Genomic DNA, 24,764 nt, shown 5'->3' with positions numbered 1-24,764 from the left:
TGCATGAGCAATCCGTGGTTTGACACTCTTGGCGTATTTGATCTGGAAACCACGGGGGTGAACGTCGAAACGGCGCGCATCGTCTCCGCTCACGTCGGCATCATCGACAGCGCCGGCACGGTGCTCGAGCAGTGGCAGTGGCTGGCCGACCCGGGCATCGAGATCCCGGAGCAGGCCAGCGCGGTGCATGGCATCAGCACCGAGCGGGCTCGCCAGTTCGGGCGTCCGGCCGCCGTCGTGGTGGAGGAGATCATCGCCACCCTGCGGGCCCTGTTCGCACGCGGCCTCGCGCTGACGGTGTACAACGCCTCCTACGACCTGTCGCTGCTGCATCATGAGGCACTCCGGTACGGCCTGACTCCGCTTGAGGACCCGGCGCCGATCGTCGACCCGTTCGTGATCGACAAGGCGGTCGACCGGTACCGCAAGGGCAAGCGCACGCTCAGCGCGGCATCCCTGGTCTACGGCGTCGACCTTGAGAACGCGCACGATGCCAGCGCCGACGCGATCGCCGCGGGCCGGCTCGCGCAGGCGATCGCCCGGCTGCACGGTGACAAGCTGCCGACGGATGTCGCGGAACTGCACCAGGCCCAGATCGGCTGGAGCGCGGAAAGCGCTGCCAGCTTCCAGGACTTCATGCGGCGCACGAAGGACCCCGACTTCACCACGAGCGGGGCCTGGCCGCTGCGCTGAACCGCTAGTTCGCGGCTCGGATTCCCGCCAGCCGCGTGCCCGGGATCGCGTCCAGAAGCTCCTTGGTGTACTCAGCCTGCGGGTTCGCGAAGATCTGTTCTGGCGTGCCGCTCTCGACGATGCGACCCTGCTTCATCACGTGAACCTCGTGCGAGATCATCCGCACCACCGCGAGGTCGTGGCTGATGAACAGGTAGCACAGGCCGAGTTCACGCTGCAGGTCGGCCAACAGCTCCAGGATCTGCGCCTGCACCAGCACATCCAGCGCCGACACCGCCTCGTCGAGCACCACCAGCTCGGGTGACAGCGCCAGCGCACGGGCGATCGCGACGCGCTGCCGCTGTCCGCCGGAGAGTTCGTGCGGCAGCCGGTCGGCCATCGAGCCAGGCAAGGCGACCCGGTCGAGCAGCTCGGCCACCGCCTGGCGGCGCGTCGCCGCGGTGCCGATCTTGTGCACCCGGAGCGGTTCCTCGATTGAACGTTCGACCGTGTAGCGCGGATCCAGCGAGGCGTAGGGGTTCTGGAAGACCGGCTGCACCCGCCGGTGGAAGGCGAACTGCTCCTTGCGGCTGAGCTTCGCCTTGTCGCTGCCGTCGAAGCTGATGCGACCGGATGTCGGCGCCTCGAGTCCGAGGATGAGGTTCGCCGTGGTCGACTTGCCGGAACCGGATTCACCGACGATGGACACCGTGCGGCCCCGGGGAATGCTGAAGCTCACTCCATCGACCGCTGTGAAGCTGGTCGCCGCTCCACCCCTGCCCCTGATCGAGAAGGTCTTCGACAGGTCCTCGACGACGACCAGGCTGTCCATCGCGGGCGCGTCAGGCAGCGCGGCGCTGAACGCGGCGGACGTGCTTTCGACCATGCTGACCGAGGTGAGGCTCGGCGCCGCAGCCAGCAGTTGCCTGGTGTACTCATGCTGCGGGTTGCCGAGAATCTCTGAGGCCGCGCCGGACTCGACGATCTCGCCGCGGTACATCACGATGATGCGGTCGGCCCGTTCGGCCGCGAGACCGAGGTCGTGAGTGATCAGGAACACCGAAGTGCCCATCTCAGTCGTCAGCAGTTCCAGCTGGTCCAGGATCTTCCGCTGCACGGTGACATCCAGCGCCGAGGTGGGTTCATCGGCGATCAGCAGCTGTGGCCGGCAGGCCAGGCCCATCGCGATCAGCACTCGCTGCCGCATCCCTCCGGAGAACTCGTGCGGGTACTGGTTGATCCGACGCTCGGGGTCCGGGATCCCGACCATTTCCAGCAGCTCGACGACCTTGGCTCGGGCCGCGTTCCCGCTGGCGATGCCGTGCACCTGCAGCGCCTCGGCAACCTGGTCACCGACGCGCACCAGCGGGTTGAGGTTCGACATGGGGTCCTGCGGCACCAGGCCGATGCCGGCTCCCCGGATGGCCCGCATCTCGCGTTCGCTGAGCCGAGCGATGTCGGTGCCGTTGAACTCCACGGCGCCGTTCGTGATCATGCCGTTCTCGGGCAGCAGCCGGTTGATCGCCGCAGCAGTGGTCGATTTTCCCGACCCGGACTCCCCGACCACCGCAACCGTCTCGCCGGCGAATACGTCGATCGAGACGTTCCTGACCGCCTCGACCTGGCGGCCACCGGTTCGGAAGCTGATGGAGAGGTCGCGAATGGACAGGACTGGCGCGTGGTTTTCCATGGTTACCTCGTGGCTGGTGGTGGTTGGTGTCTGGGAGGAGCTGTGCGTCATCGCGCACGCTCCCTGATGGTGGCACTGGACGCGTCCAGCGCTTGCTGAAGCAGCTGTTCCGTTGGAGTCGGCGCACCGCGCCCCAGCAGCCGGTTGCTGGCGACGGCGACCGCGATGGACCGTCCCGGAGCGAAGGCCACCGCGCAGCCCGTAAAACCGGGATGGCCGAGCATATCCACCGCTCGACCGTCGAGCATTATCGAGTAACGCCGGAAACCGAGCGCCTGCGCACTGTCCGGGCCCCCAGCGAAGAACTCGCGCACGGTGTCCGCGCGCCAGAGATCCTCGTGCTGCTCGTAGTTCGCCAGTGCCGTTCCGAACCCGATCAGGTCGGCGACCGTGGAGAAGAGCCCCGCGTGCCCGGAGATGCCGGCGAAGGCGTGGAACGCGTTTCCGTCGTTGACCTGTCCGGTGATGGCTGTCTCACGCCAGCGCTGGAAGTCGCTGCTGCGATACGGAACCGGGTATGGCTCGCCAGAGTCGATCATCGTCATCTCGATCTGATCGCCACGCGAACTGGTGGCCACCGGCTCACCGGTCGGGTGCGCGAATCGCGTGGAGCGCATGCCGAGCGGATGGGTCACCAGGCTGCCGACGGCCTCCGGCAGTGGTGCCGCGGCCACGTTCGCGACGATCCGTCCGAGCAGCATGAAGCCGAGGTCCGAGTAGTGCCTGCCGTGGTTGCGGGCGTACCGCAGGGGCAGGGATTCAGCCAGCCGGGCGGCCGCGTCGGCGTCATTGGCGCCGGCCGCGACGTACAGCGGATGCCACTCCTGCAGTCCCCCGCGGTGAAGCAGGAGATCTCGGACGGTGACCTCGTCCTTCTGGCCGCCGTGGAACCCGGGCAGAAAACTCCGAACCTCGGCGTCGAGGCTCATGGTTCCGGCGGACACCAGTCGCAGCAGTGCCGTCGTGGTGGCGACGACCTTGGTCACCGAGGCCAGGTCGTGGTGGGTGTCCACGGTCATCGGCAACTGAATCTCAGCATCCGGGTCCGTCCGCGATCCCGCCGCGAACACCTCGGCGATGCCCGGCGCGTGCAGGGCAAGCACCACTCCGGGCGCCGCGGCGGGGGCGGCGGTCTCCCTATGCGCCGGATGCACCAGCCGTTCGGCCAGCGCGGCGAGCGGCTCAGTCATGCGCGCTGACCCCCGCGGCCAAACCGTCGATCCCGAGCCCGGCCGTTGCCCGGCTGAGCAGGCGTTCGCCGGCGTAGTCGATGCCGCCGTTCACTGGCGACGACGACATCCACAGTCCGGCATCCAGGTCCTGCGCGCGGTGCGCGTCCCGGGCTCCGAGGGTGGCCGCAAGCGCTTCGGCAGCCGCGATGCCCACGTGGCTTTCCATCATGCAGCCGACAATCACGCCGATGTCGTTCGCCGCGGCCGCTGCGACGAGCCGCCGGGCCTCGGTCAAACCGCCGGCCTTGGCCAGCTTGATGTTCACTAGATCGGCGGCACGCCGATCGATGACCTGCCCCAGATCGTGCGTTGTCCATACCGATTCATCCGCGAGGATCGGGGTGGCAACGCTCTGGGTGACCGCAGCCAAGGCGTCCACGTCGCGCGCGGCGACGGGCTGCTCAACGAACTCGAGGCCGACGCCGTGGTCTTCCCAGTGCCGGATCATGCGCACGGCTTCGTCGGCGGTCCAGGCCTGGTTGGCGTCCACGCGCAGACCGATCGCCGATCCCACGGCTTCGCGGATCCGCACCACGGCGTCGGCCGTGTCAGCGCGCGAGCCGACCTTCACCTTCAAGGTGGTGAAACCACTGTCCACGTGCTCGAGGGCGGTCCTGACGAGGTCGTCGAGCGGGGCGATCGACAGGGTCATGTCGGTGAGCACCGGCCGGTCGTCGCCGCCCAGGAACGCCCGCAGGCTCTTCAACTGCCCTTGCGCCGCCAGATCGTGCACGGCGCAGTCCACGGCCGACCGGGCAGCCGAATTCTGCACGACGGCGGTCGCCAGTTCGTTGCCCAATACGTCCAAGTCACTCACTCGGCGTCCGGCGACCACCTCTGACAGCGGACCGAGCACCGCGGCGCGCACGCTTGCGGGGCTCTCCCCGGTCACTCGCCAACTGGTCGGCGCCTCACCCCAGCCACTGCGGCCGTCGCTGTCGATCGCCTCGACCAGCAGGGCATCGACGCCGTCGGTGCCGCGCACTGCGGTCACGAAGGACCGGAGCAACGGGATGGTGACCCGGTGCACGCGGAGGCGCTCGATCGTGGTCATACCAACTGCAGCGACACCAGCGGCTGCTGCAGCGGGGCAGGCAGCACCAACGGGCCGGCTCCGGGCGTGATGGTGCCGAGGATCCGCCCCTCACGGGCACCGGTTCCTGCCGGGATGGTGCCGACCAGACCGTGTGCGGTGCACCAGCCGATCAGGGCGAATGCGATCGCCTCCTTGTCATCCGCTGGCGCCCCGAAGTCATCCGAGCGCACCACCCGAGTGCCGGGCAGGGCGCGCGCGATCCCGTCGAACATCAGCGGGTTCCGGCATCCGCCTCCCGACACCACCAGCAGCTCGATCCCCGCGCTGCGTGCGTCGCGGGCGACCGTCTGCACGGTGAGTTCGGTGAGGGTCGCCACCAGGTCCTCGGTGGAGAACGCCCGCGCTGCACGCTCAACCGCGGCGGTCACGTAGCTGCCGTTGAAATACTCCTTGCCCGTGCTCTTCGGAGCCGGAAGCCGGTAGTAGGCGTCATCCAGCAGCGCAGCCAGCAGCTCGCGGTCGACGGTGCCGGCGGCCGCGATGCGGCCGTCCTCATCGAAGCCATCCGGATGCGCCCCGGTGCTCGAGACCACGGCGTCGACCAGGGTGTTGGCCGGCCCGATGTCGTACGCATACGGTTCTGTTCCAACCGGCAGCACCGTCATGTTCGAGATGCCGCCGAGGTTCAGTGCGGCCGAGGTGCGCGACTGTCCCGCGAGCAGCAGGGTGTCCATATACGAGACGAGCGGCGCCCCGTGGCCGCCGGCCGTGATGTCCCGGATGCGCACGTCGGAGACGACCGGCACTCCGGTCTGCTCGGCGATCCAGGCGGGCTGGCCGATCTGCAGGGTGCCGAGGGCATGACCGCCGTCGACCCAGTGGAACACCGTTTGGCCGTGCGAGACGATCAGGTCGGCCGGCTGGTCGGCCAGTGCGGCCAAGGCAGCGTCGGCGAAGGCCTGCCCGATCAGGGTGTCCAGTTCGCAGACCTCGGCAAGCGTCGTCTGGGCGGGCGGCAGCGCCTCCACCAGCCGGGTACGCAAGGCGGCCGAGTACGGGGTGCTGCTGCGGTGCAGCAGCGTTCCGGTCAGCTCTCCGTCGTCGAAGCTGAAGTCGACCACGGCTGCATCGATCCCGTCGTGCGAGGTGCCAGAGATCATGCCCAGGACCTTCATCGGGTCTCCTCCCCGAGGGCGACGCGCAACCGGCCATCCGCGTCTTCAAGGCGAAGCGCGGCGGTGTCCGCGTCGATTCCCAATCGGATCATCAGGATGCTCTGCTTGACGTTGTAGCCGCTGGCTTCGAGCGCGGCGATCGCGTCGGCATCCGGAGCCTCGGTGACCGTGCGCACGATCCGCAGCGCCCGCTTGCGCAGCTTCGAGTTGGATGCCTTCACATCGACCATTAGATTGCCGTAGGTCTTGCCCAGTTGCACCATCACGATGGTCGAGAACATGTTGAGCACGAGCTTCTGCGCGGTTCCGGCCTTCAGACGCGTCGATCCGCTGATCACCTCGGGCCCGACCAGGATTTCGATCGGATGCTCCGCGCTCGCGCTGAGCGCGGTGCCGGGGTTGCATGAGAGACCGACGGTCAGGGCGCCCAGCTCGCGAGCGCGGGTCACGGCCGCGACGACATACGGGGTTCGGCCGCTCGAGGCGATGCCGATGACGGTGTCCAGCGCGCCGATTCCTGCGGTGTCCATTGCCTGGGCGCCCGCGGGTGCGTCGTCCTCGGCGCCCTCGGTCGGCGAGACGATGGCGGTGGCCCCGCCGGCAATGATCGCGAAAACCTGGCCCGGCGGCGTGCTGAAGGTGGGCGGGCATTCCGAGGCATCCAGGACGCCGATTCTGCCCGGCGTTCCGGCGCCGACGTAGATCAGTCGTCCGCCTGCCTTCATCCGCTCAGCGGTCGCCTCGATCGCCGCGGCGATGGCCGGGCGGGCGCGTCCGACGGCGGCGGGCACGGTGGCGTCCGCTTCGTTCATCAGGTCGACCAGGTCGCGGATCGGCAGCTGGTCGATTGTGGCGAACCGCGGATCGGTCCCCTCGGTGATGAGTTCGTCGGTTTGGGTCTCTAGGGGGCCTTGTGGGCTCAACGCTTGCCTCTGTTTCGTGGATCAAGGTAGTCGCGGAGTCCGTCACCGAGCAGGTTCAGTCCGACGACGAGGAGTACGACGACAATTCCGGGGGCGATCATCGTCCACGGGGCAATGGACACGAGGGTCCTTGCCTCGAAGATCATCGACCCGAGTGATGGCGTGGGCGGTGGTGCGCCCAGGCCGAGGAAGCTCAGCGACGCCTCGGTGAGCACCGCCCAGGACAGCGACAGGGTGACCTGGACAATGATGATCGAGGTGATGTTGGGCAGCACGTGCCGCAACATCACCAGCGGCCGGCTGAGTCCGGTGCTGGTCGCCGCCTTCACGTACTCGATCTCCCGCAGCGAGAGCACCGGTCCGCGCGTGACCCGGATGAAGATCGGCACGTAGACGACCGCGATTGCAACCGCGATGGTGAACCAGTTGCGATCGAACACGGAGGCGAGCGACAACGCGAGCAGCAGCGGCGGGAAGGCGAACAGCACGTTCGTGACACCGCCGATGGCGTTGTCAGGGATGCCGCGGAAGAACCCGGCAATCAGGCCGAGCATGGTTCCGACGACAGAGGCGAAGGCCACCGCCACGAGGGCGATCACTGCCGAGTTGGCGACACCGGCGGCCACTCGGGAGAAGACGTCGCGACCGAACTGGTCGGTGCCGAACAGGTGCTCGGCAGAGGGCGGGAGCAACCGCGACGGCGGGTCCTGGGCGATCGGGTCGTACGGCAGCAGACCGAACGCCGACATCAGGCTCAGGATGGCCAGCATCCCGATGAGCAGTACGCCGACAAGACCGCTGGGGCTCTTCAGAGCACTGCGCAGCCGGCGAGCGGCCACCGCGGCCGGCGCTGCGGGCTGGAGGGTGGATTCGAGTTCGCTCATTCTGCACGCACCCTGGGGTCGATAAGGCGGTAGGCCAGGTCGGTGAGCAGGTTCACGATCACGAACGTGAGCGCGATCACCAGCACGGTGCTCTGCACGAGGGCGTATTCCTTCTGCTGGATGCCGAGGAGCACCTGACGTCCAATGCCGGGGATCGAGAAGACCTGTTCAACCACCACGGCGCCACCGAGCAGGTAGCCGAACTGCAGACCGGTCATGGTCACGATCGGCACGAGCGCGTTGCCGAGTACGTGCTTGACCTTCAGCCGGCGCTCCGGGACACCCTTTGCCCTGGCTGTTCGGATGAAGTCGTTCGCACGGATCTCGAGCACCGCGGTTCTGGTCGTCCGCATGATCGGGGCGGCGATACCGAAGCCGAGCACGAGCGCGGGCAGCAGCATCTGTTGCAGGTTTAGCAGCGGGTTCTCGAACAGGGGGGCAAAGGTCTGCCCGTTCGGGTTGTAACCGAATGACGACGCGAGGACCGACATCAGCGTCGTCGCCAGGAGGAAGGCGGGGATCGACAATCCGGCGAGGCCGACCACCTGGCCGAACGCGTCTCGTGGGGAGTCCGGCTTGGAGGCCGACAGCATGCCCAGCGGGATGCCGATGGCGATCGCCAGCACGATTGACAGCAGGGCCAGTTCGAAGGTGACCGGAAGCGACTGCAGGGTCAACTCGAGCACGCTCTCCTGGGCGCGAGACGAGAAACCGAGGTTTCCGGTTAAGAGGTTGCCCAGCCAGGAGAAGAACTGCACGAACAGGGGCTGGTCGAGTCCGTAGTACTGCTCGAGCGCGAGCCGCTGGGCGGGGGTCAGCGCTGCCGCTTCGGTGCCCAGCCCGGCCGTGATCTGGTTGCCCGGAATCGCGCGCAGCATGATGAACACGAAGATCGCGACGCCGACGAGGGTCAGCGCGGCCGCCGCGATGCGGCGTAAGACGCTGTTGTGAATGAGAGTTCGGAGCATGTCCTGAGGTTCCCGATCAGGGCCAGGTATCGGCGCATGGTCGCGCCGATACCTGGCCTGTCGTTAGTTGACGCTGGTGGTTCGCAGGTACTGGAGGGAGCCGTTCGACATCGGAACGAAACCCTTCACCGTGTCAGCCGATGCGGTGTAGCTGTAGCTGGTGAACAGCCAGATCCACGCCGCGTTTTCCTCCAGGTGGTCGGAGATCTTCTCGTAGACCGCGGCGCGCTCCTTCGGGTCCGAGCTCGACTTGCCCTCGGCGAACAGGGCGTCCAGCTCGGGCGAGTTGTACCCGGCGACCTTGTTCAGGTTGCCGGTGCTGGTGAAGTAACGGCCGTACATGCCATCCGGGTCGGGACGGCCGCCGTTGAGCGCCACCGCAGCGTCGAAGTCACCGGCGACCCAGCGGTCGACGTACGCGCCGGACTCGAGGGTCTCGAGCTCGAGCGTGATGCCGGCCTCAGCGAGCTGCGACTTGAGGTTCTGCGCCTCGTTCACCGACGTGGCGTAACCGCCCTGCGAGACGATGGTCTTGATCGTCAGGCCATCCGCCTTGCCGGCCTTCTCGAGGTAGGACTGCGCCTTGTCGAGGTCGCGCTCCGCGCACGGACGCGACGACGGGTCGGACTTGTATGCCGGAGAGGTGATCGGACCGGTCACTTCACCTTCGCCAAGGGCGGCGGTGTCGAGGACTTCCTGACGGTCGATGGCGCACTGGATTGCGAGTCGCACGTTCACATCGGCCAGGTCACCACGCGTCGCGTTGAGCTGCAGGGCGTGGTAGCCGAGCTGAGGCGTTTCGGCGATCGAGATGTTGCCGCCCTCGGCGGTCTGGGCGACCAGCGGGTCATCGAAGAACGCCATGTGCACGTTTCCGGACTGCATGGCCGAAACGATCGAGGACTCATCGGGGATGACGCGGAACTCGACACTGTCGAGCAGAGCCTCCTCGCCCCAGTACTCGGCGTTCTTCGTCAGCGTCACCGACTGGTTGGCGACCCGGGAGTCGAAGGTGAACGGACCGGTGCCGTTCGGGGCGGTGTTGAGCGCCTCTTCCGTGTCCTCCGACGACAGCATCGCCATGTTGATGACCGCGAGGTTGGCCGGCAGTGCCGCGTCGGGCGCGGACAGCGTGAGCACAACGGTGCTCTCGTCCGGTGCCTCGATGGCCGTCACCGATGCGAGCGAGGTACGCGAGACCGCAGCGGTCGCTTCGTCCTGGATCTTCTCCAGTGAGGCCTTCACGTCCTCCGAGCCGAAGGTACTGCCGTCACTGAAGGTGACCCCTTCGCGAAGCTTCAGCGTGACAGTCAGGCCGTCTTCCGAGGCATCCCACGACTCGGCAAGGCCGGGAACGACGTTGAGCTCCTCGTCGAACTCGGTCAGCGTGCCGTACAGGTTCTGCAGCACGTTGACTGCCTGGAACTGGGTGGCCTTCCACGGGAAGAGCGTGTCGGGATCGGTCGTCACGCCGATGACCAGCGAGCCGCCGGCTGCGCCGGAGTCGCTGTCGGGCGGAGTGGAGCCGGCGGATGAACAGCCGGAGAGAATCAGCGACACGGCGGCGGCAATGCCCAGCGTCGTCACTGTTCCCCGGGTAAAACGAGAACCAGATGCCAAGGGTTTCTCCTCTAGGTGTGCTGCTCCATTGCGTTTCAGTGCTGCTGCACTGTGCACGGGGAGCGTCTGTGATCCAGGTTGGAATAAAAGTACACTACAAGATGTGGACCCGTAATTTAGTTTCCACCTTGTTTCGTCATGAAACTCGACCGCAACGCTGCGAAGCCGAGCAAACCCGTCCTCAGGAAAGGGCACCCCGTGACTCAGACACTCGCCGACCGACCCGACTCACGCACCGTACTGATGCGCATGCGTCAGGTCGCACCGTCTGCCCCACCGTCGGAGCGCCTGATCGCGCAGCTGTTCCTGGACAACCCCGCCGAAGCGGTAGGGCTCTCGATCGCTCAGATCGCCGAACGCTGCGGGACCTCGACGACCTCGGTGGTGCGGTTCTATAAGCGAATCGGCTACGCCCATTACAAGGACCTTCGCATCGACCTGACCCGCGAAGTGACCAGGGAGCGGGTGGAGAACCCGGAACTGCTCACCGTGTCGGGCGACATCGACCGCGACGACTCGCTTGAAGACATCGTCTCGAAGGTTGCGCTCAACGAGACCCTGTCGATCGCGGACACGGCGACCATGCTCGACACCAAGAGTCTCGGCCGCGCCGTCGAACTCCTGCATGGCGCGCGTCGGGTGGTGACATTCGGCGTCGGCGCGAGCGGACTGGTCGGCCTTGACCTGCAGCAGAAGCTCACCCGAATCGGGCGCACGGCAATGAACTGGTCGGACCCGCACTCCGCCTGGACCTCGGCGGCCACGCTCGATCACCACTCGGTGGCGCTGGCCGTTTCCCACTCGGGAGCGACGACGGATGCGGTCGAGTTCCTGAACCTCGCCCGCGAAGCCGGCGCGGCGACGATCGCCCTGACCAATTTCAGCGACTCCCCGCTCGGTCGTGCCGCCGACGTGGTGCTTACGACCGCGGCCCGAGAGACGGTGTTCCGCGCAGGGGCATTGGGCAGCCGCATCGCGCAGCTCATGGTCGTCGACTGCCTGTTCACCGCGGTCGCTCAGGCCTCATTCGAGGAATCGATGGCTGCCCTGCGCAAGACCTATTCGGCAGTGCACGGCAAGAGCCCGAAAGGCAACCAGCGATGACAGCGCCACAGACCGCTCTGCCTGAGCTGAGCGAACGCTCCATCGATCGGCTCGCATACGCACACGACGCGTCGCACTACCTGCTGGTCCCGGATGCCGTCGCAACCCCAGCCACGGCCGACCAGGTCAGCGCCCTGTTTCGGGAAAGTCACCGGCGGGGCGTGCCGCTCACGTTTCGCTCGGGCGGGACGAGCCTGAGCGGACAGGGCGTCACCGACGGCATTCTCGTCGACACCCGCACGAACTTCCGACGGATCGAGGTGCTCGATGACGGAGCCCGGGTGCGCGTTCAGCCCGGCGCGACCGTCCGTCAGGTGAACGCACGGCTCGCGCGGCACGGACGAAAACTTGGCCCCGACCCCGCCAGTGAGATCGCCTGCACAGTCGGCGGCATCATCGCGAACAACTCCAGCGGTATGGCCTGCGGCATCGAGCAGAACAGCTATCGAACGCTGGAGTCTCTGGTGGCCGTGCTGCCCAGCGGAACGACGATCGATTCGGGCGCCGGGGACGCTGACGAGCAGCTGCGTCGCGAAGAACCCGAGTTGCATGCCGGGTTGGCCGCTCTCCGGGCACGCATCCTGGCTGATCCCGACTCCGTCGAGACCATCGGTCGTCAGTTCGCCATGAAGAACACCATGGGTTACGGCGTCAATGCGTTCCTGGACTTCGAGGCTCCGATCGACATCCTCGCCCACCTGCTGGTCGGCAGTGAGGGGACGCTGGGATTCGTCGCGGAGGCGACCTTCGAAACCGTGCCGCTGATGGCGGCGGCGGCCACCGGACTGGCCATCTTCCCGAATCTGAATGCGGCGGTCGCCGCACTGCCCGCCCTGGTCGCACAGGGGTTCGGCACGATCGAGTTGATGGACGCGACCTCCCTGCGGGTCGCGCAATCGCAGCCAGGCAGCATCCCGGAACTGGCCGGCCGTGTCATCACCACCGAAGCCGCGCTGCTGATCGAATATCTCGCCGAGGGCGCGGACGATCTGCTGCGTCAGCAGCGCGAGGGTGAGGCACTGCTGGGCTCGCTCGAGGTGGTCTCCCCCGTCACCATGACCACCGACGCGAAGGCCCGCGCGGCGCTCTGGCACGTGCGGAAGGGCCTGTACACCGCGGTCGCCGGGGCGCGTCCGTCCGGGACGACCGCGCTGCTGGAGGACGTCGTCGTCCCGGTGGAGCGACTGGCAGCCACCTGCGAGACACTGACCGAGCTGTTCGATCGGCACGGCTACGAGGAGAGCGTCATCTTCGGCCATGCCAAGGACGGCAACATCCACTTCATGCTCAACGAACGGTTCGACGACCCGGAGTCGATGCGCCGGTACGAGCGGTTCACCGCCGACCTGGTCGACCTGATCCTCGATCAGGGTGGATCGCTCAAGGCCGAACACGGCACCGGCCGGATCATGGCCCCCTTCGTGCAGCGCCAGTACGGTGACGAACTGTACTCGGTGATGAAGGAAGTGAAGCGGCTCTTCGATCCGACCAACCTCCTGAACCCGGGGGTCGTGCTCTCCGACGAGCCGGGCTCCTACCTCGAAAACCTGAAGCTGGTGCCGACCGTCGAGGCAGAGGTGGACCGCTGCGTGGAGTGCGGCTATTGCGAGCCGGCCTGTCCGTCGCGAAACCTCACCCTGACGCCAAGACAGCGCATCGTCATCCGGCGTGAAATGCAGACGGCCGAGGATGCCGGCGACCAGAAACTGCTGGCTGAACTCCGCCGCGATTACGACTACGAAGGGGTTCAGACCTGCGCCGTTGACGGCATGTGCCAGGTGGCCTGTCCGGTGAACATCAATACCGGCGACCTGGTGCGGCGGTTGCGGGCCGAGAACGTCGGCACACTCGAGCAGAAGGCGTGGTCGACTGCCGCGGGCAACTGGGGCACAGTGACCAAGCTCGGTGGCGTCGCCCTCAGCGTGGCCGACGCTTTTCCGGCGGCTCTGGCGACAACCGCCACCCGGGTGGGGCGTGCGGTGCTGGGCGCGGACACGCTGCCTCTCTATGACGCCGGGCTCCCCCGCGGCGGCACCGTTCGGCGACCGCTCGCCGCTCCGGATGCCGAGGCCGTCTACTTCCCCGCCTGCATCGGCACGATGTTCGGTCCGGAAGACGGTGGCGTCGGCGTCGGAGATGCGTTCCTGCAGCTCTGTGAGCGGGCCGGAGTGAGCGTCGCCATCCCCGAGGGCATCGACCAGTTCTGCTGCGGCACTCCGTGGAAGTCGAAGGGCTACACCGCCGGATACAACCGGATGACCGACACTGTGCTGGCCGCCTTGCTCGAAGCCAGTCGCGGTGGCGAGCTTCCCATCGTGTGCGACGCGGCCTCCTGCACCGAGGGTCTGGAAACCATGCGGGCGAACGCCGCGGCGGCCGGTGGCGACTTCGCGCGTCTGGTCTTCGTCGATTCAATCCAGTTCGTGCACGATCGGGTGATCGAGTCGTTGCCGGTAACCCGCCCGTTGGACTCGATCGCATTGCATCACACCTGCTCGTCAACACAGTTGGGCACCAACGCGATGATGACCGCGTTGGCGGAGCGGATCTCCCCCGACGTTCACGTGCCGATCGATTGGAACTGCTGCGCCTTCGCAGGCGACCGTGGCCTGCTGCACCCCGAGCTCACCGCGTCGGCAACCGAAGCTGAAGCTGCGGAGATCGGGTCGCGCAAGTTCGAGGCGTTCGCCTCGGCGAACCGCACCTGCGAGATCGGCATGAGCCGCGCCACCGGCCAGCCTTACCAGCACCTGCTGGAGCTGGTCGAGCAGGCGACCAGGCTCGCCTAAGCCCGCGTCTGGGCGGGTTGCGGCTCGGTTCGGCTGCGCGGCCGTCGGATCGCCGCAGCCAGCGCCCCGAGGAACAGCAGCAGCATCAGGCCTGCGGTGGCCGCGATGACCAACTGACCGGCCGGCTCGCGCGACACGGTGAGCAGCAGCAGCGGAATGGTGCTGCCGCCGGCGGCGCCAGCTGCCACGATGAAACCCGTCGTGCGGGCGGCATCCGTCAACTGCATCCGGCTCAGCCCAATGCCCAGGATGAGCGAATAGCAGGGCGCCAGGCAGACGATGGTGACGCATACCCCGAGGACGCTCGACAGTCCGCCATCCGGCGCCAGAATCGCGGATGCCGCCAGCGCGAGCGTCGCCACCCCGCAGTTGATCAGCAGGTACGCAACCGGAGCCAGCTTCGTTTTCAAGACCAGCCAGGCAACGAACCGGCCTGCCGCCATCAATGCCCAGAACGCGGAGGTTCCGAGGGCGGCGGTAGCCGGCTCGAGGCGCAACAGCTCGGTCGCAAGTACCGCTGACCAGCCCGAGAAAACGGTTTCGACGCCTACGTACAGGAAGAGCGCGAACCCGACGCCGATGATCGTGAGAACCAGGCCCGAGCGTTCCGGCAGGGCGCCGACGGACGCGGCCGTTACCGCGACCGGTGTCCGGAACGCTCTGCGATTGGCAGCGACCAGCGCGGCGCTTGCGAGGTGAATGAGGCCAGCGGCGGCGACGAGCAGCCGCGCGTTTCCGTCGACGAGTATGACCGCGAGGATGAGCGGGCAAACGGCAGCTACCGCGGCGACCGTTCCGGTCAGTGCGGCCAGCAGTGATGTCGTGCGCGTCGCCGCGACAGCCTTGGCCAGGACGCTTCCGGCCGCCTCCGCGAGTCCGAACCCGACACCGGTGACGAAGCTCGCACCGACGACTTGTGGTGGTGCGACCACGAGTGCGATCGACACGAATCCGGCGAACTGGAGCAGGGCACCGGCCGTGAGGATGACATGCGCAGACCAGTACCTGGCGAGCAGCGTGGACAGCAGAACTCCGAGAAAGAGTCCGCCGAACAGCGCCGGCACGACATCGAGATAGTCGGCAAGCGGCAGTCCAGAGTCGGCCGCCAGTGATGGCAGGACAGCAGGCACGACCGAGGCGGTGACACCCATGCCCGCGAATGCGAGCACCAGTGATACCCGGCGACTGTCCTTGACCGGCATCCGTGACTCCCCCACTCCGTTAGTGCGAAGTGAAGTAGCCCGCATCCTCGCAGTTCGTTTGTCAAATTAGTACAGGAACCGGACATCCTTCGTCAAACTTTGACGTGGGTGGGGGCGATCGCGTGGAGCATCAACGCCGTAACCAGCAGGCGCGTTCTGCACCGCCGGCTAGGGCCGTCTGCGGACGAGCCGGTAGACACAGTAGCCAATAGCGATCGTGCTTATCGCCGCGAGTGCGACGGAACCGATTACGCCGCACTCGCGGGTCCCGAGATGCAGTAGCTATCGGCACCGGACTCAGGAGCCGCGTCGAAGCACTCTCCCGACCGGATACTCAGGATTGAGATCGTAGCGATGGCGACTCCGGCGATGCCCAGCACCCAGCGTCGCCGCCCAACCCATCGCGAGCCGCGCTCCGCGTCATGCGGCTTGACTCTAGCGGTCAACACGCCCCTACCGTAATGGCGGGCTCCTCCATGGGCGGAGTTCGGCGGCTCGGGAGGACGATTTCCGCAGAAACGTCCTCCCGAGCGGGCGAATTCCTCCCGAGCGAGTCTCGTGCAAGAAAACTTACGGACATCTTCGTCTGCACGCGACCGTCACGAACGGAGTGGTTCACCGGAGCCCGCGGAGGGAGTCCTCGATAGTGCTGATAATCGGCGCCGTGACGGCCTCCATGGGGGCAGCAACCACGGAGGAATCGACGTAACCCCGCGCGGCAAGTTCTGCGACGAGCGCGTCCTTTGCCGCCGGCCGCGAAGTGCCGCTCGGCACAGCGAAGGCAAGCACATCGAAATCACGTTCCGCGTACCTCGAAACTGTCGCCCTGATTCGTCCATGGTCGGGGTTGTCGCTTGTGAGGTGGAGGTGGGCGCGCAGCTCAGGGTCCAACCCGGTGGCACCAACGTATGCGACCGCCGAGTTAGCGGTGTCGATCCACACGTACAGCCAGGATCCGGTCGGTTGCACTACCCCTTGCCGTACCGCGATAACGCGCGGTGCCTTCTCAGTCATGCACAGACTCTAGTGATGCTCCGTCGCCGACCCGGCCGAGAATGTGGGACCCAAGTCAGGTATGCGCCCGAGCGATCCCAGGCAAAACAAAACGGCCCCGCTCACAAGGTGCGGGGCCGTTGGGCAAGAAGCCTTACTTGCCGAAGTTCTTGAAGCGCTGGTTGAACTTCTCGACGCGACCGGCCGAGTCCATGATGCGCTGCTTACCGGTGTAGAACGGGTGCGACTCCGAGGAGATTTCCACGTCGATGACCGGGTAGGTCGCGCCGTCCAGCTCGATGGTCTTGTCGCTGCTCACCGTCGAACGGGTGAGGAAGGTAGCGCCCGAAGCGAGGTCGCGGAACACAACCGGAGCGTAGGTCGGGTGGATGTCGGTCTTCATTGGTGGATCCTTGGATGTCGGCTGTCGAAAGGAAAAGTCTGAGGCGCGTGTCTACTCGCACACCGGCCAGCAGACTACGTTACCAGATGTCAGGCCGCGCGGGCGCTGAATCGGCCTTCTTCGCGGTTCACGACCAGGTCGAGGCCGAAGGTCTCGCCAAGCAGGTCGGCGGTGATCACTTCTTCGACCGGACCCTGCGCGGTGATCGTGCCCTCGGAGAGCAGCAGCGCGTGCGTGAAGCCGGCCGGGATCTCCTCGACGTGGTGGGTGACCATGACGATCGCGGGAGCCTCTGGTGCGCTCGCGTAGCCGCCGAGCAGCTGCAGCAGCTCCTCGCGGGCACCAAGGTCCAGGCTGGCCGCCGGCTCATCGAGCAGCAGCATCTCCGGGTCGGTCATCACCGCGCGGGCGATCTGCACCCGCTTCTGTTCGCCATCGCTGAGGTCGCCGAACCGGCGGTTCTCGAATGCGCTGAGCTGCCATTCGGCGAGCACCCGACGCGCGCGCCGCTCGTCGATGCCGTCGTACTCCTCGTGCCAGCGGCCGGTCACCGAGTACGCGGCGGTCATCACCGAGTTCAGCACCGTTTCATCCTGCGGGATACGCCGGGCCATCGCGGTCGAGGCGAAACCGATCCGCGGGCGCAGTTCGAACACGTCGACCGACCCGAGCGTCTCGCCGAGCACTGTGGCGTGCCCCGCGGACGGATGCATCGACGCCGACGCGACCTGCAGCAGCGTGGTCTTCCCGGCGCCGTTCGGCCCGAGAATCACCCACCGCTGGTCGTCGTCGACTCGCCAGGTCAGAGAGTCGAGGATCGTGTTGCCATCCCGAACGACGGAGACATCAGTGAGTTCCAGAACGCTAGCCATGATGGCTCCAAGTTTAGGTGCTGACGGAAGCACAACCGGCGCAGGCCACCCCGCGGGTCATCCGGCGAGCCCCCGCCGCTGGGCTCAGCTCACTCAGCCGAGCACGCTGTCGTAAATCTCCCGGGTGCGCACGGCGATGCGGTCCCAGCCGAACTCCGCCTCGACGCGGGCGCGTCCGGCGGCGCCCATCTTCCTTGCCGCCGCGGGGTCGGAGACCACCTCAATGAGCGCGTTGGCCAGATCGGCGATGAACCGCTCCGGATCGATCGGCGTCCCGGAGCCATCATCGACCTGCGCGATCGGAACCAACCGACCGGTGACGCCATCTTCGACCACCTCGGGGATGCCGCCGGTTGCGGTGCCCACGACGGGTGCCCCGCAGGCCATCGCCTCGAGATTCACGATGCCGAGCGGCTCGTACACCGACGGGCAGACGAACGTGGTGGCCGCGCTGAGCAGCGCGCTGAGCTCGGCCTGCGACAGCAGCCGGTCCAGCCAGACCACGCCGGAGCGCTGCAATTGCAGCGCCGCCACCCCCGAGTGCACCTCGGCCAGGATGTCCTGCGTGTCCGGCGCCCCGGCGCAGAGCACAAGCTGCACGTCCGCGGGCAGGTAGGCGGCCGCCTTGAGCAGGTACGGCAGCCCCTTCTGCCGGGTGATCCGGCCGACGAAGACCACCGACGGGCGATCCGGGTCAACTCCGAGCGAGCGCACCAGCTCGGGGTCCGTCACCGGCACCCAGCGATCCAGGTCGATGCCGTTGTGCACGACCGGCACCTGCTGCTCGTCAAGGCTCGGGTAGCTGCGCAGGATGTCACGGCGCATGCCCTCGCTCACGGCGATCACGGCATCCGCTGACTCGAACGCCGTGCGCTCGATCCAGCTGGACACCCGGTAGCCGCCGCCGAGTTGCTCGGCCTTCCACGGCCGCAGCGGCTCGAGGCTGTGCGCGGTCACGATGTGCGGGATGTCGTGCAGCAACTTCGCCATATGACCGGCGCCGTTCGCGTACCAGGTGTGCGAGTGCACGATGTCTGCCCCGGCGACGTCACCGGCGATCTGCAGGTCTACCCCGAGGGTCGCGAGTGCCGGGTTGGCGGAGGCCAGCTGCGAGGGCACGAGGTAGCTGTGCACCTCGGGTTCGTCCCGAGGCATCCCGAAGCAGCGCACCTGAACGTCCGTTGTCGCCCGCAGTGCACGGACGAGTTCCGCGACGTGAACCCCGGCTCCCCCGTAGACCTCCGGCGGATATTCACGGCTGATCACGTCTACTCGCATATCCGGAACGCTAGTACATCGAGCCTGACGGCAATACTGTGGGTGAATGGCGCCAAAAGTCTTCGGTATCGTGCTCGCAGGTGGCGAAGGAAAGCGGCTGATGCCCCTGACCGCGGACCGGGCCAAACCGGCTGTGCCGTTCGCCGGCGGCTACCGTTTGATCGATTTCGCACTGTCGAATCTGATCAACTCGGGGCTCACTCAGATCGTCGTGCTGACCCAGTACAAGTCACACAGTCTCGACCGTCATATCTCGCAGACCTGGCGGCTGACCGGGATGCTGAACGCTTACGTGGCATCCGTCCCGGCCCAGCAACGCCTCGGCAAGCGCTGGTTCAGCGGTTCGGCGGACGCGATCCTGCAGAGCCTGAACCTGCTGCGCGATGAGAAGCCGGACATCGTGGTCGTGGTCGGTGCCGACCACGTCTACCGCATGAACTTCAGCCAGATGGTCGACGCGCACATCGAATCCGGCGCCGGCGTCACCGTGGCGGCGATCCGGCAGCCGATCTCCCTGGCGAACCAGTTCGGCGTGATCGAGACCACCGCCGATGACCCGACCCGGATCAAGGCGTTCCATGAGAAGCCCGAGCACCCCCAGGGCCTGGCCGACGCTCCACACGAGGTGCTCGCGTCGATGGGCAACTACGTGTTCAACGCGGATGTGCTGATGGACGCGGTGACGCGCGACGGCGCGCGGCCCGACTCGAGTCACGACATGGGTGGCGACATCGTCCCGGACTTCGTCTCCCGGGGCGAAGCGGGCGTGTACGACTTCAAGCGCAATCAGGTCCCCGGGTCGACGGATCGCGACCGCTATTACTGGCGGGATGTCGGAACCATCGACTCGTTCTTCGAAGCCCACCAGGACCTGATTTCCGCGCTGCCGGTGTTCAACCTCTACAACAGTCGCTGGCCGATCTTCAGCCAGCAGTTGAACTCGCCCCCGGCCAAGTTCGTGCGCGACGCGAACAATGCGGTGGGAACCATGATCGACTCAGCGGTTTCCCTGGGTTCGGTGATCTCCGGTGCCCACGTCGAACGCTCGGTCATGGGGCCGTGGGTGACCCTGGAATCCGGTGCCAAGGTCACCGATTCGGTGCTCTTCGAGCGGGCCTATATCGGCGCGGACGCCATCGTGCGCCGGGCTATCCTTGACAAAGACGTCGTCGTCGCCCCCGGTGCATCCATCGGTGTCGATTCCGTCGTCGATCGCTCCCGGGGCTTCACCGTCACAGATTCCGGCATCACCGTCGTTGGCAAGGGTGCGCGGATCGAGTAATCCGCACGCATCCCCGGAAGGTTCTCTCGAAGTTCATGGCTCGATTCCTCGTTGTGCTCGATGTCGACTCCACCCTCATCGAAAACGAGGTGATCGAGTTGCTCGCCGAAGAGGCGGGCTCCCTCGCCGAAGTCGCGCAGATCACCGAACGCGCCATGAACGGTGAACTCGACTTCGAGGCGAGCCTGCGCGCCCGGGTGTCGACCCTCAAGGGGCTGCCGAAATCGGTGTTCCAGACCGCGGGTGACCGCGTCACCGTCACCTCGGGGGTGCCGGAGATGATCGCTGCCGTGCAAGCCGCCGGCGGCCGGGTCGGGGTTGTCTCGGGAGGCTTCCACGAGATCGTGGACCCGATCGCCGAACAGCTCGGCCTCAACTACTGGCGCGCCAACCGGCTCGAGGTCACCGACGGCGTCCTCACCGGAGGGCTGTCCGGTCCGATCATCGACGCCGAGGCGAAGGCCTCAACCCTTCGCGAATGGGCGGAGGATTTCGGCATCCCGCTCAGCCGGACCGTCGCTGTCGGCGACGGTGCCAACGACCTGCGGATGATGGCAATCACCGGACTAGCGGTCGGTTTCGACGCCAAGGCGCCGGTTCGGGATGAGGCCCACGTGATCATGGATGCGCGCGACCTCACCCAGCTTCTGCCGCTGCTCGGCCTGCGCGGCTGACTCCGCCCGGTAGGCCGTGGGCTGGGCCGCTTGGGCTGGGCCTAGTGCCCCATCCCGAGTCCGCCGTCGACTGGAATGACCGCGCCCGACACGTAGGCGGCGTCATCGCCGGCGAGCCAGGTGATCACCCGGGCCACCTCGGACGGCGTGGCGAAGCGACCGGCCGGGATGTTGCGCTTGTACTCGGCCTGGGTGTCTTCGGGCAGCACCGCGGTCATCTCGGTTTCGATGAACCCCGGGGCGACGACGTTGGCGGTGATGCCGCGGCTGCCGAGCTCGCGCGTCAGCGACCGGGCGATTCCGATCAGGCCGCTCTTGGAGGCGGCGTAGTTGATCTGACCGGCGGAGCCGTACAAACCGACCACGCTGGAGACCAGGATGACGCGACCGAACTTGGCCTTCAGCATCCCCTTCGACGCGCGCTTGACCACCCGGAAGGCGCCGCTCAGGTTGGTGTCGATGACGTCGGTGAAATCCTCATCGCTCATCCGCAGCAGCAGCGTGTCGCGGGTGATTCCCGCGTTGGCGACGACGACCTCGACCGGGCCCAACTCGGCTTCGATCTGGGTGAACGCCGCATCGACGGATGCGGCATCCGTGACATCCGCACGGACCGTGACACTTCCTTCAGGACCTTCGCCGGAACGAGCGGTGACCGCGACTCGATGTCCGGCGGCGATGAACTCTTCGGCGATTGCGAAACCGATACCGCGGTTTCCTCCAGTGACCAGAACTGTGCGGGAAGTTGTCATGATTCCCCAGCCTACTGGGGGCGCTGGGCGGCGTAGGCTGGGGCTACAGCCATGAAGCATCCTGCAACCATCACTTCGCTGCCTCCTGCCCCAGAGCAGGAGCGGCGTGCCCGCATGGTGAAATATTCGATCACCATGGGGATCAGACTGGTGTGCATTTTCGCGTGCTTCTGGGTGCAGGGCTGGTGGCTGCTGGTGCCGGCGATCGGTGCGGTCGTGTTGCCGTACATCGCCGTCGTACTGGCGAATGTGCATGCGAAAGCCACTCAGGCCGCCGTTGTGGGGCCGGGTGCGCTGTTGCCCAGTCCCCGAAAGGAAGAGGATTCTTGATCGACCCCGGGAGGAATCCCACCCTTCAGATCTGTTCACGAGCCGGCTGCAAGAACGATGCCACGTGGACGATCAACTGGCGCAATCCGCGCATCCACAGCCAGGATCGCGTCAAGGTGTGGCTCGCGTGCGATGAGCATCGCGACTGGCTGTACGACTACCTGGATGCGCGCGCCTTCCCGGTCGCGATCACGCCGCTCGGCGTGACCGTCGGCTCGCTGCCGGACCGAGAGGCCACCGAGTGAGCGGCTGGCGGTTCGTTCTGAATCGACGCTGGGCCGGATATCTCGGAATCACCCTCCTCTTCGCGCTCGCCTGCGTCGCGCTCAGCCGGTGGCAGTGGGCGAGACTGGACGAAGTCCAGGCCGAGAACGCGAAGGTCGCGGCGAACTGGGATGCCCAGCCCGTCGCGCTCGATGCGGTGCTGTCAGACCGGACCGAATGGGACGACGCCGACAAGTGGACGCCAGTGCAGATGACCGGCACCTACGAGGTCGAGGACCAGGTGCTGGTGCGAAACCGTCCACTGAACGGGCAGCCCGGGTTCGACGTGCTCACTCCGCTGCTGCTCGACGACGGCAGCGTGTTCGTCGTCGACCGTGGCTGGGTGCCCACCGGGTCGGATCAGGACTACCCCGACGTGGTGCCTGCGCCGCCCAGCGGAGAGGTCACAGTGGTCGCGCGGCTGAAGGCTGGCGAGCCGACTCTGCCGAACCGGTCCGCGCCGGAAGGCCAGGTGGCGACAGTGCACCTGCCGACGATCGCCGAGTTGACGGATGCCCCGACCTACGTCAACGCGTATGGATTACTGGACAGCGAGACGCCCGCCCCAGCGGAAAGCCCGATCGCGGCGCCGAAGCCGCCCGAGGACGAGGGCCCGCACCTGTCCTATGCAATGCAGTGGATCGCCTTCGGGCTGATGGCGTTCATCGGTCTCGGCTGGGCAGTGCGCACCGAGTATCGGATCGCGAACGCCGAGGACCCCGCCGAGAAGCGCCGTGCGGCCGAGCGGGAACGCAAGCGGGCCGCACGCAAACCCACCGACAGCGACATCGAGGACGAACTGCTGGACAGCACTCCCCGCTGACAGGCCACCGCGGCGGGTGCATCCGCTCCGCGCGAGCCGCAGTGTGCGCTGTGTGTGTGTGCCGGTTTGGTACATCCGTGCCCGTTCGAGCGGGCACAGACGTTCCGGACGGGCACGAACGCATCGACCACCGCGTGGGGAACGGTCCCGCGAGTCCTACGCGAGCTCGATTAGCTCCGCGTAGTCCTTGTTCCAGTGGTCCTCGACGCCGTCGGGCAGGATCAGCACCCGCTCCGGGTTGAGTGCCTCGACCGCTCCGGCGTCGTGGCTGACCAGCACCACTGCGCCGGCATAGCTGGCCAGGGCGCCGAGAATCTCTTCGCGGCTGGCCGGGTCGAGGTTGTTGGTCGGTTCGTCGAGCAGCAGCACGTTCGCACCGGAGACCACGATCATCGCCAACGCGAGCCGGGTCTTCTCGCCACCGGAGAGCACACCTGCGGGCTTGGTGGCGTCGTCACCGGTGAACAGGAACGAGCCGAGCACCCGCCGGGCCTCGGTCTCGGTCAACTGTGGCGAGGAGGACACCATGTTCTCGAGCACCGAGCGCTTCACGTCGATGGTCTCGTGCTCCTGCGCGTAGTAGCCCACGCGGAGTCCGTGACCGGGTTCGATCTGCCCGGTGTCGGGCTTGTCCACGCCGGCAAGCATCCGGAGCAGCGTCGTCTTGCCCGCACCGTTCAAGCCGAGGACGACGACCTTGGAACCACGGTCGATCGCGAGGTCGACGGCGGTGAAGATCTCCAGCGACCCGTAGCTCTTGCTCAGGTTCGACGCCATCAGCGGGGTGCGACCGCACGGCGCCGGGTCGGGGAAGCGCAACTTGGCGACCCGATCGACCGCACGCACCTCGTCGAGACCGGCGAGCAGCTTCTCGGCACGCGCCACCATCTGGTGCGCTGCGGCGGCCTTGGACGCCTTGGCGCCGAACCGCGCGGCCTGCAGCTGCAGCGTCGTCGCCTTCTTCTCGGCGTTGGCGCGCTCCTTCTTGCGGCGCTCCTCGTCGGACTCGCGCTGGCGCAGGTAGTGCTTCCAGCCCATGTTGTAGATATCGATCACCTGACGGTTGGCGTCCAGGTAGAAGACCTTGTTGACGGTTTCGCCGACCAGTTCGATGTCGTGGCTGATCACGATGAAGCCGCCGGAGTAGTTCTTCAGGAACTCCCGCAACCAGACCACCGAGTCAGCGTCGAGGTGGTTGGTCGGCTCGTCGAGGATCAGCGTCTGCGCGTCCGAGAACAGGATGCGCGCGAGTTCGATGCGGCGCCGCTGGCCACCGGACAGCGTCTTCAGCGGCTGGTCCAAGATCCGGTCGGGCAGGTTCAGGTTCGACGCGATCGAGGCCGCTTCGGCCTCCGCGGCATACCCGCCCAGCGCATCGAAACGATCGGTCAGGCGCCCGTACTTCTTCATCGCGGCGTCGGCGATCGCGGCATCCGTCGATGCCATGTCCTCGGTGGCCTGCCGCATGCCGAGCACCAGGCTGCCCAATCCGCGCGCGTCGAGGATGCGCGTACGCGCCAGTTCCTCGGGGTCACCCGAACGCGGATCCTGCGGCAGGTAGCCGACCTCGCCGTTGCGGCTGATGCTGCCACCGCTCGGCTGGGTCTCCCCCGCCAGGGTCTTCGTCAGCGTGGTCTTGCCGGCGCCGTTGCGCCCGACCAGGCCGACCTTGTCGCCCTTGTCGACGCGGAAGCTCACACCCTCCATGAGCAGGCGCGCGCCCACCCGAATCTCGAGGTCGTGAACATTCAGCACAGTCGGCGTCCATTTCTTGTTCGCACGCGCGGGCGTGCGGTTG

Annotated in this window: 23 protein-coding genes; 8 read left to right on the top strand and 15 right to left on the bottom strand. The window is 66.8% G+C overall.

Annotation, left to right across the window (positions count from 1 at the left end; translation table 11 throughout):
• Nucleotides 1-3: 3 nt before the first annotated feature.
• The gene (locus GO591_RS07035; RefSeq protein ID WP_157156167.1) at nt 4-693 is read left to right on the top strand and encodes a 3'-5' exonuclease; all 690 of its coding nucleotides are present in this window, start codon (nt 4-6) and stop codon (nt 691-693) included.
• Between the two features lie 4 nt (nt 694-697).
• On the opposite strand, the gene GO591_RS07030 is transcribed toward GO591_RS07035, so the two are convergent.
• The 8 genes from GO591_RS07030 to GO591_RS06995 form a co-directional block, all read right to left on the bottom strand.
• Nucleotides 698-2,413, bottom strand: a complete 1,716-nt coding sequence (locus tag GO591_RS07030; RefSeq protein ID WP_198295581.1) for an ABC transporter ATP-binding protein — start codon at nt 2,411-2,413, stop codon at nt 698-700.
• A complete protein-coding gene (locus GO591_RS07025; RefSeq protein ID WP_157156166.1) occupies nt 2,410-3,552 on the bottom strand; it encodes a serine hydrolase domain-containing protein in 1,143 nt (380 codons plus the stop codon). The genes GO591_RS07030 and GO591_RS07025 overlap by 4 nt, the downstream gene beginning before the upstream one ends.
• Nucleotides 3,545-4,648: a dipeptide epimerase gene (locus GO591_RS07020; RefSeq protein ID WP_157156165.1), complete on the bottom strand. Its 1,104-nt coding sequence runs from the start codon at nt 4,646-4,648 to the stop codon at nt 3,545-3,547. The genes GO591_RS07025 and GO591_RS07020 overlap by 8 nt, the downstream gene beginning before the upstream one ends.
• Complete coding sequence (locus GO591_RS07015) at nt 4,645-5,805, bottom strand: anhydro-N-acetylmuramic acid kinase (protein ID WP_157156164.1); 1,161 nt, start codon at nt 5,803-5,805, stop codon at nt 4,645-4,647. Before GO591_RS07015 ends, GO591_RS07020 begins: the two co-directional genes overlap by 4 nt.
• The gene (gene murQ / locus GO591_RS07010; RefSeq protein ID WP_157156163.1) at nt 5,802-6,728 is read right to left on the bottom strand and encodes an N-acetylmuramic acid 6-phosphate etherase; all 927 of its coding nucleotides are present in this window, start codon (nt 6,726-6,728) and stop codon (nt 5,802-5,804) included. The genes GO591_RS07015 and murQ overlap by 4 nt, the downstream gene beginning before the upstream one ends.
• Nucleotides 6,725-7,612, bottom strand: a complete 888-nt coding sequence (locus GO591_RS07005; RefSeq protein WP_157156162.1) for an ABC transporter permease — start codon at nt 7,610-7,612, stop codon at nt 6,725-6,727. Before GO591_RS07005 ends, murQ begins: the two co-directional genes overlap by 4 nt.
• Nucleotides 7,609-8,580, bottom strand: a complete 972-nt coding sequence (locus GO591_RS07000) for an ABC transporter permease (RefSeq protein WP_157156161.1) — start codon at nt 8,578-8,580, stop codon at nt 7,609-7,611. Before GO591_RS07000 ends, GO591_RS07005 begins: the two co-directional genes overlap by 4 nt.
• Before the next feature lie 63 nt (nt 8,581-8,643).
• Entirely contained in the window at nt 8,644-10,200 is a 1,557-nt protein-coding gene (locus tag GO591_RS06995) for an ABC transporter substrate-binding protein (RefSeq protein WP_157156160.1), read from the bottom strand.
• A gap of 198 nt (nt 10,201-10,398) precedes the next feature.
• On the opposite strand from GO591_RS06995, the gene GO591_RS06990 reads away from it, so the two are divergent.
• Nucleotides 10,399-11,304 (top strand): MurR/RpiR family transcriptional regulator, encoded by a 906-nt coding sequence (locus GO591_RS06990; RefSeq protein WP_232466305.1) that lies wholly within the window; start codon nt 10,399-10,401, stop codon nt 11,302-11,304.
• The gene (locus GO591_RS06985; protein ID WP_157156158.1) at nt 11,301-14,093 is read left to right on the top strand and encodes an FAD-binding and (Fe-S)-binding domain-containing protein; all 2,793 of its coding nucleotides are present in this window, start codon (nt 11,301-11,303) and stop codon (nt 14,091-14,093) included. Before GO591_RS06990 ends, GO591_RS06985 begins: the two co-directional genes overlap by 4 nt.
• Here GO591_RS06985 and GO591_RS06980 read toward each other — a convergent pair.
• From GO591_RS06980 to glgA, 5 genes are all read right to left on the bottom strand, one after another.
• Entirely contained in the window at nt 14,090-15,295 is a 1,206-nt protein-coding gene (locus tag GO591_RS06980) for an MFS transporter (protein ID WP_157156157.1), read from the bottom strand. The two genes, GO591_RS06985 and GO591_RS06980, sit on opposite strands and share 4 nt — an antisense overlap.
• A 615-nt stretch (nt 15,296-15,910) precedes the next feature.
• The gene (locus GO591_RS06975) at nt 15,911-16,309 is read right to left on the bottom strand and encodes a hypothetical protein (protein ID WP_157156156.1); all 399 of its coding nucleotides are present in this window, start codon (nt 16,307-16,309) and stop codon (nt 15,911-15,913) included.
• Between the two features lie 133 nt (nt 16,310-16,442).
• Complete coding sequence (locus GO591_RS06970; RefSeq protein WP_157156155.1) at nt 16,443-16,691, bottom strand: type B 50S ribosomal protein L31; 249 nt, start codon at nt 16,689-16,691, stop codon at nt 16,443-16,445.
• An 89-nt stretch (nt 16,692-16,780) separates the two neighbouring features.
• Nucleotides 16,781-17,563, bottom strand: a complete 783-nt coding sequence (locus GO591_RS06965) for an ABC transporter ATP-binding protein (RefSeq protein ID WP_157156154.1) — start codon at nt 17,561-17,563, stop codon at nt 16,781-16,783.
• A gap of 93 nt (nt 17,564-17,656) precedes the next feature.
• Complete coding sequence (gene glgA, locus GO591_RS06960; RefSeq protein WP_157156153.1) at nt 17,657-18,841, bottom strand: glycogen synthase; 1,185 nt, start codon at nt 18,839-18,841, stop codon at nt 17,657-17,659.
• A 46-nt stretch (nt 18,842-18,887) separates the two neighbouring features.
• Between glgA and glgC the strand changes: the two genes are divergently transcribed.
• Both glgC and serB read left to right on the top strand, forming a co-directional pair.
• Nucleotides 18,888-20,123: a glucose-1-phosphate adenylyltransferase gene (glgC, locus tag GO591_RS06955; RefSeq protein WP_157156152.1), complete on the top strand. Its 1,236-nt coding sequence runs from the start codon at nt 18,888-18,890 to the stop codon at nt 20,121-20,123.
• A gap of 35 nt (nt 20,124-20,158) precedes the next feature.
• Entirely contained in the window at nt 20,159-20,797 is a 639-nt protein-coding gene (gene serB, locus GO591_RS06950; protein WP_157156151.1) for a phosphoserine phosphatase SerB, read from the top strand.
• A gap of 41 nt (nt 20,798-20,838) precedes the next feature.
• On the opposite strand, the gene fabG is transcribed toward serB, so the two are convergent.
• Nucleotides 20,839-21,549 (bottom strand): 3-oxoacyl-ACP reductase FabG, encoded by a 711-nt coding sequence (gene fabG, locus GO591_RS06945; RefSeq protein WP_157156150.1) that lies wholly within the window; start codon nt 21,547-21,549, stop codon nt 20,839-20,841.
• A gap of 51 nt (nt 21,550-21,600) precedes the next feature.
• On the opposite strand from fabG, the gene GO591_RS06940 reads away from it, so the two are divergent.
• Genes GO591_RS06940 through GO591_RS06930 form a run of 3 tightly spaced genes read left to right on the top strand, consistent with a single transcriptional unit; the run spans nt 21,601 to nt 22,966 of the window.
• On the top strand, nt 21,601-21,879 hold the full coding sequence (locus tag GO591_RS06940) for a DUF3099 domain-containing protein (RefSeq protein ID WP_157156149.1): 279 nt from the start codon (nt 21,601-21,603) through the stop codon (nt 21,877-21,879).
• Entirely contained in the window at nt 21,876-22,124 is a 249-nt protein-coding gene (locus GO591_RS06935) for a hypothetical protein (RefSeq protein ID WP_232466303.1), read from the top strand. Before GO591_RS06940 ends, GO591_RS06935 begins: the two co-directional genes overlap by 4 nt.
• Nucleotides 22,121-22,966, top strand: a complete 846-nt coding sequence (locus GO591_RS06930; protein WP_157156148.1) for an SURF1 family cytochrome oxidase biogenesis protein — start codon at nt 22,121-22,123, stop codon at nt 22,964-22,966. The genes GO591_RS06935 and GO591_RS06930 overlap by 4 nt, the downstream gene beginning before the upstream one ends.
• 156 nt (nt 22,967-23,122) lie before the next feature.
• On the opposite strand, the gene GO591_RS06925 is transcribed toward GO591_RS06930, so the two are convergent.
• On the bottom strand, nt 23,123-24,721 hold the full coding sequence (locus GO591_RS06925; protein ID WP_157156147.1) for an ABC-F family ATP-binding cassette domain-containing protein: 1,599 nt from the start codon (nt 24,719-24,721) through the stop codon (nt 23,123-23,125).
• Nucleotides 24,722-24,764: the final 43 nt, after the last annotated feature.

This window comes from Diaminobutyricimonas sp. LJ205 (assembly GCF_009755725.1).
GTDB lineage: Bacteria > Actinomycetota > Actinomycetes > Actinomycetales > Microbacteriaceae > Ruicaihuangia.
The sequence above is the reverse complement of the archived record's forward strand: the minus strand, read 5'-3'. Positions and strand labels throughout refer to the sequence as shown.

Coding starts and splice junctions, on each gene's coding strand:
- GO591_RS06985 (WP_157156158.1), top strand. CDS start 11,301: ATGACAGCGCCACAGACCGCTCTGCCTGAGCTGAGCGAACGCTCCATC.
- GO591_RS07025 (WP_157156166.1), bottom strand. CDS start 3,552: ATGACTGAGCCGCTCGCCGCGCTGGCCGAACGGCTGGTGCATCCGGCG.
- GO591_RS06975 (WP_157156156.1), bottom strand. CDS start 16,309: ATGACTGAGAAGGCACCGCGCGTTATCGCGGTACGGCAAGGGGTAGTG.
- GO591_RS06940 (WP_157156149.1), top strand. CDS start 21,601: ATGAAGCATCCTGCAACCATCACTTCGCTGCCTCCTGCCCCAGAGCAG.
- glgA (WP_157156153.1), bottom strand. CDS start 18,841: ATGCGAGTAGACGTGATCAGCCGTGAATATCCGCCGGAGGTCTACGGG.
- GO591_RS07020 (WP_157156165.1), bottom strand. CDS start 4,648: ATGACCACGATCGAGCGCCTCCGCGTGCACCGGGTCACCATCCCGTTG.
- GO591_RS06965 (WP_157156154.1), bottom strand. CDS start 17,563: ATGGCTAGCGTTCTGGAACTCACTGATGTCTCCGTCGTTCGGGATGGC.
- GO591_RS07005 (WP_157156162.1), bottom strand. CDS start 7,612: ATGAGCGAACTCGAATCCACCCTCCAGCCCGCAGCGCCGGCCGCGGTG.
- glgC (WP_157156152.1), top strand. CDS start 18,888: ATGGCGCCAAAAGTCTTCGGTATCGTGCTCGCAGGTGGCGAAGGAAAG.
- serB (WP_157156151.1), top strand. CDS start 20,159: ATGGCTCGATTCCTCGTTGTGCTCGATGTCGACTCCACCCTCATCGAA.
- GO591_RS07030 (WP_198295581.1), bottom strand. CDS start 2,413: ATGACGCACAGCTCCTCCCAGACACCAACCACCACCAGCCACGAGGTA.
- fabG (WP_157156150.1), bottom strand. CDS start 21,549: ATGACAACTTCCCGCACAGTTCTGGTCACTGGAGGAAACCGCGGTATC.
- GO591_RS07035 (WP_157156167.1), top strand. CDS start 4: ATGAGCAATCCGTGGTTTGACACTCTTGGCGTATTTGATCTGGAAACC.
- GO591_RS07015 (WP_157156164.1), bottom strand. CDS start 5,805: ATGAAGGTCCTGGGCATGATCTCTGGCACCTCGCACGACGGGATCGAT.
- GO591_RS07000 (WP_157156161.1), bottom strand. CDS start 8,580: ATGCTCCGAACTCTCATTCACAACAGCGTCTTACGCCGCATCGCGGCG.
- GO591_RS06970 (WP_157156155.1), bottom strand. CDS start 16,691: ATGAAGACCGACATCCACCCGACCTACGCTCCGGTTGTGTTCCGCGAC.
- GO591_RS06980 (WP_157156157.1), bottom strand. CDS start 15,295: ATGCCGGTCAAGGACAGTCGCCGGGTATCACTGGTGCTCGCATTCGCG.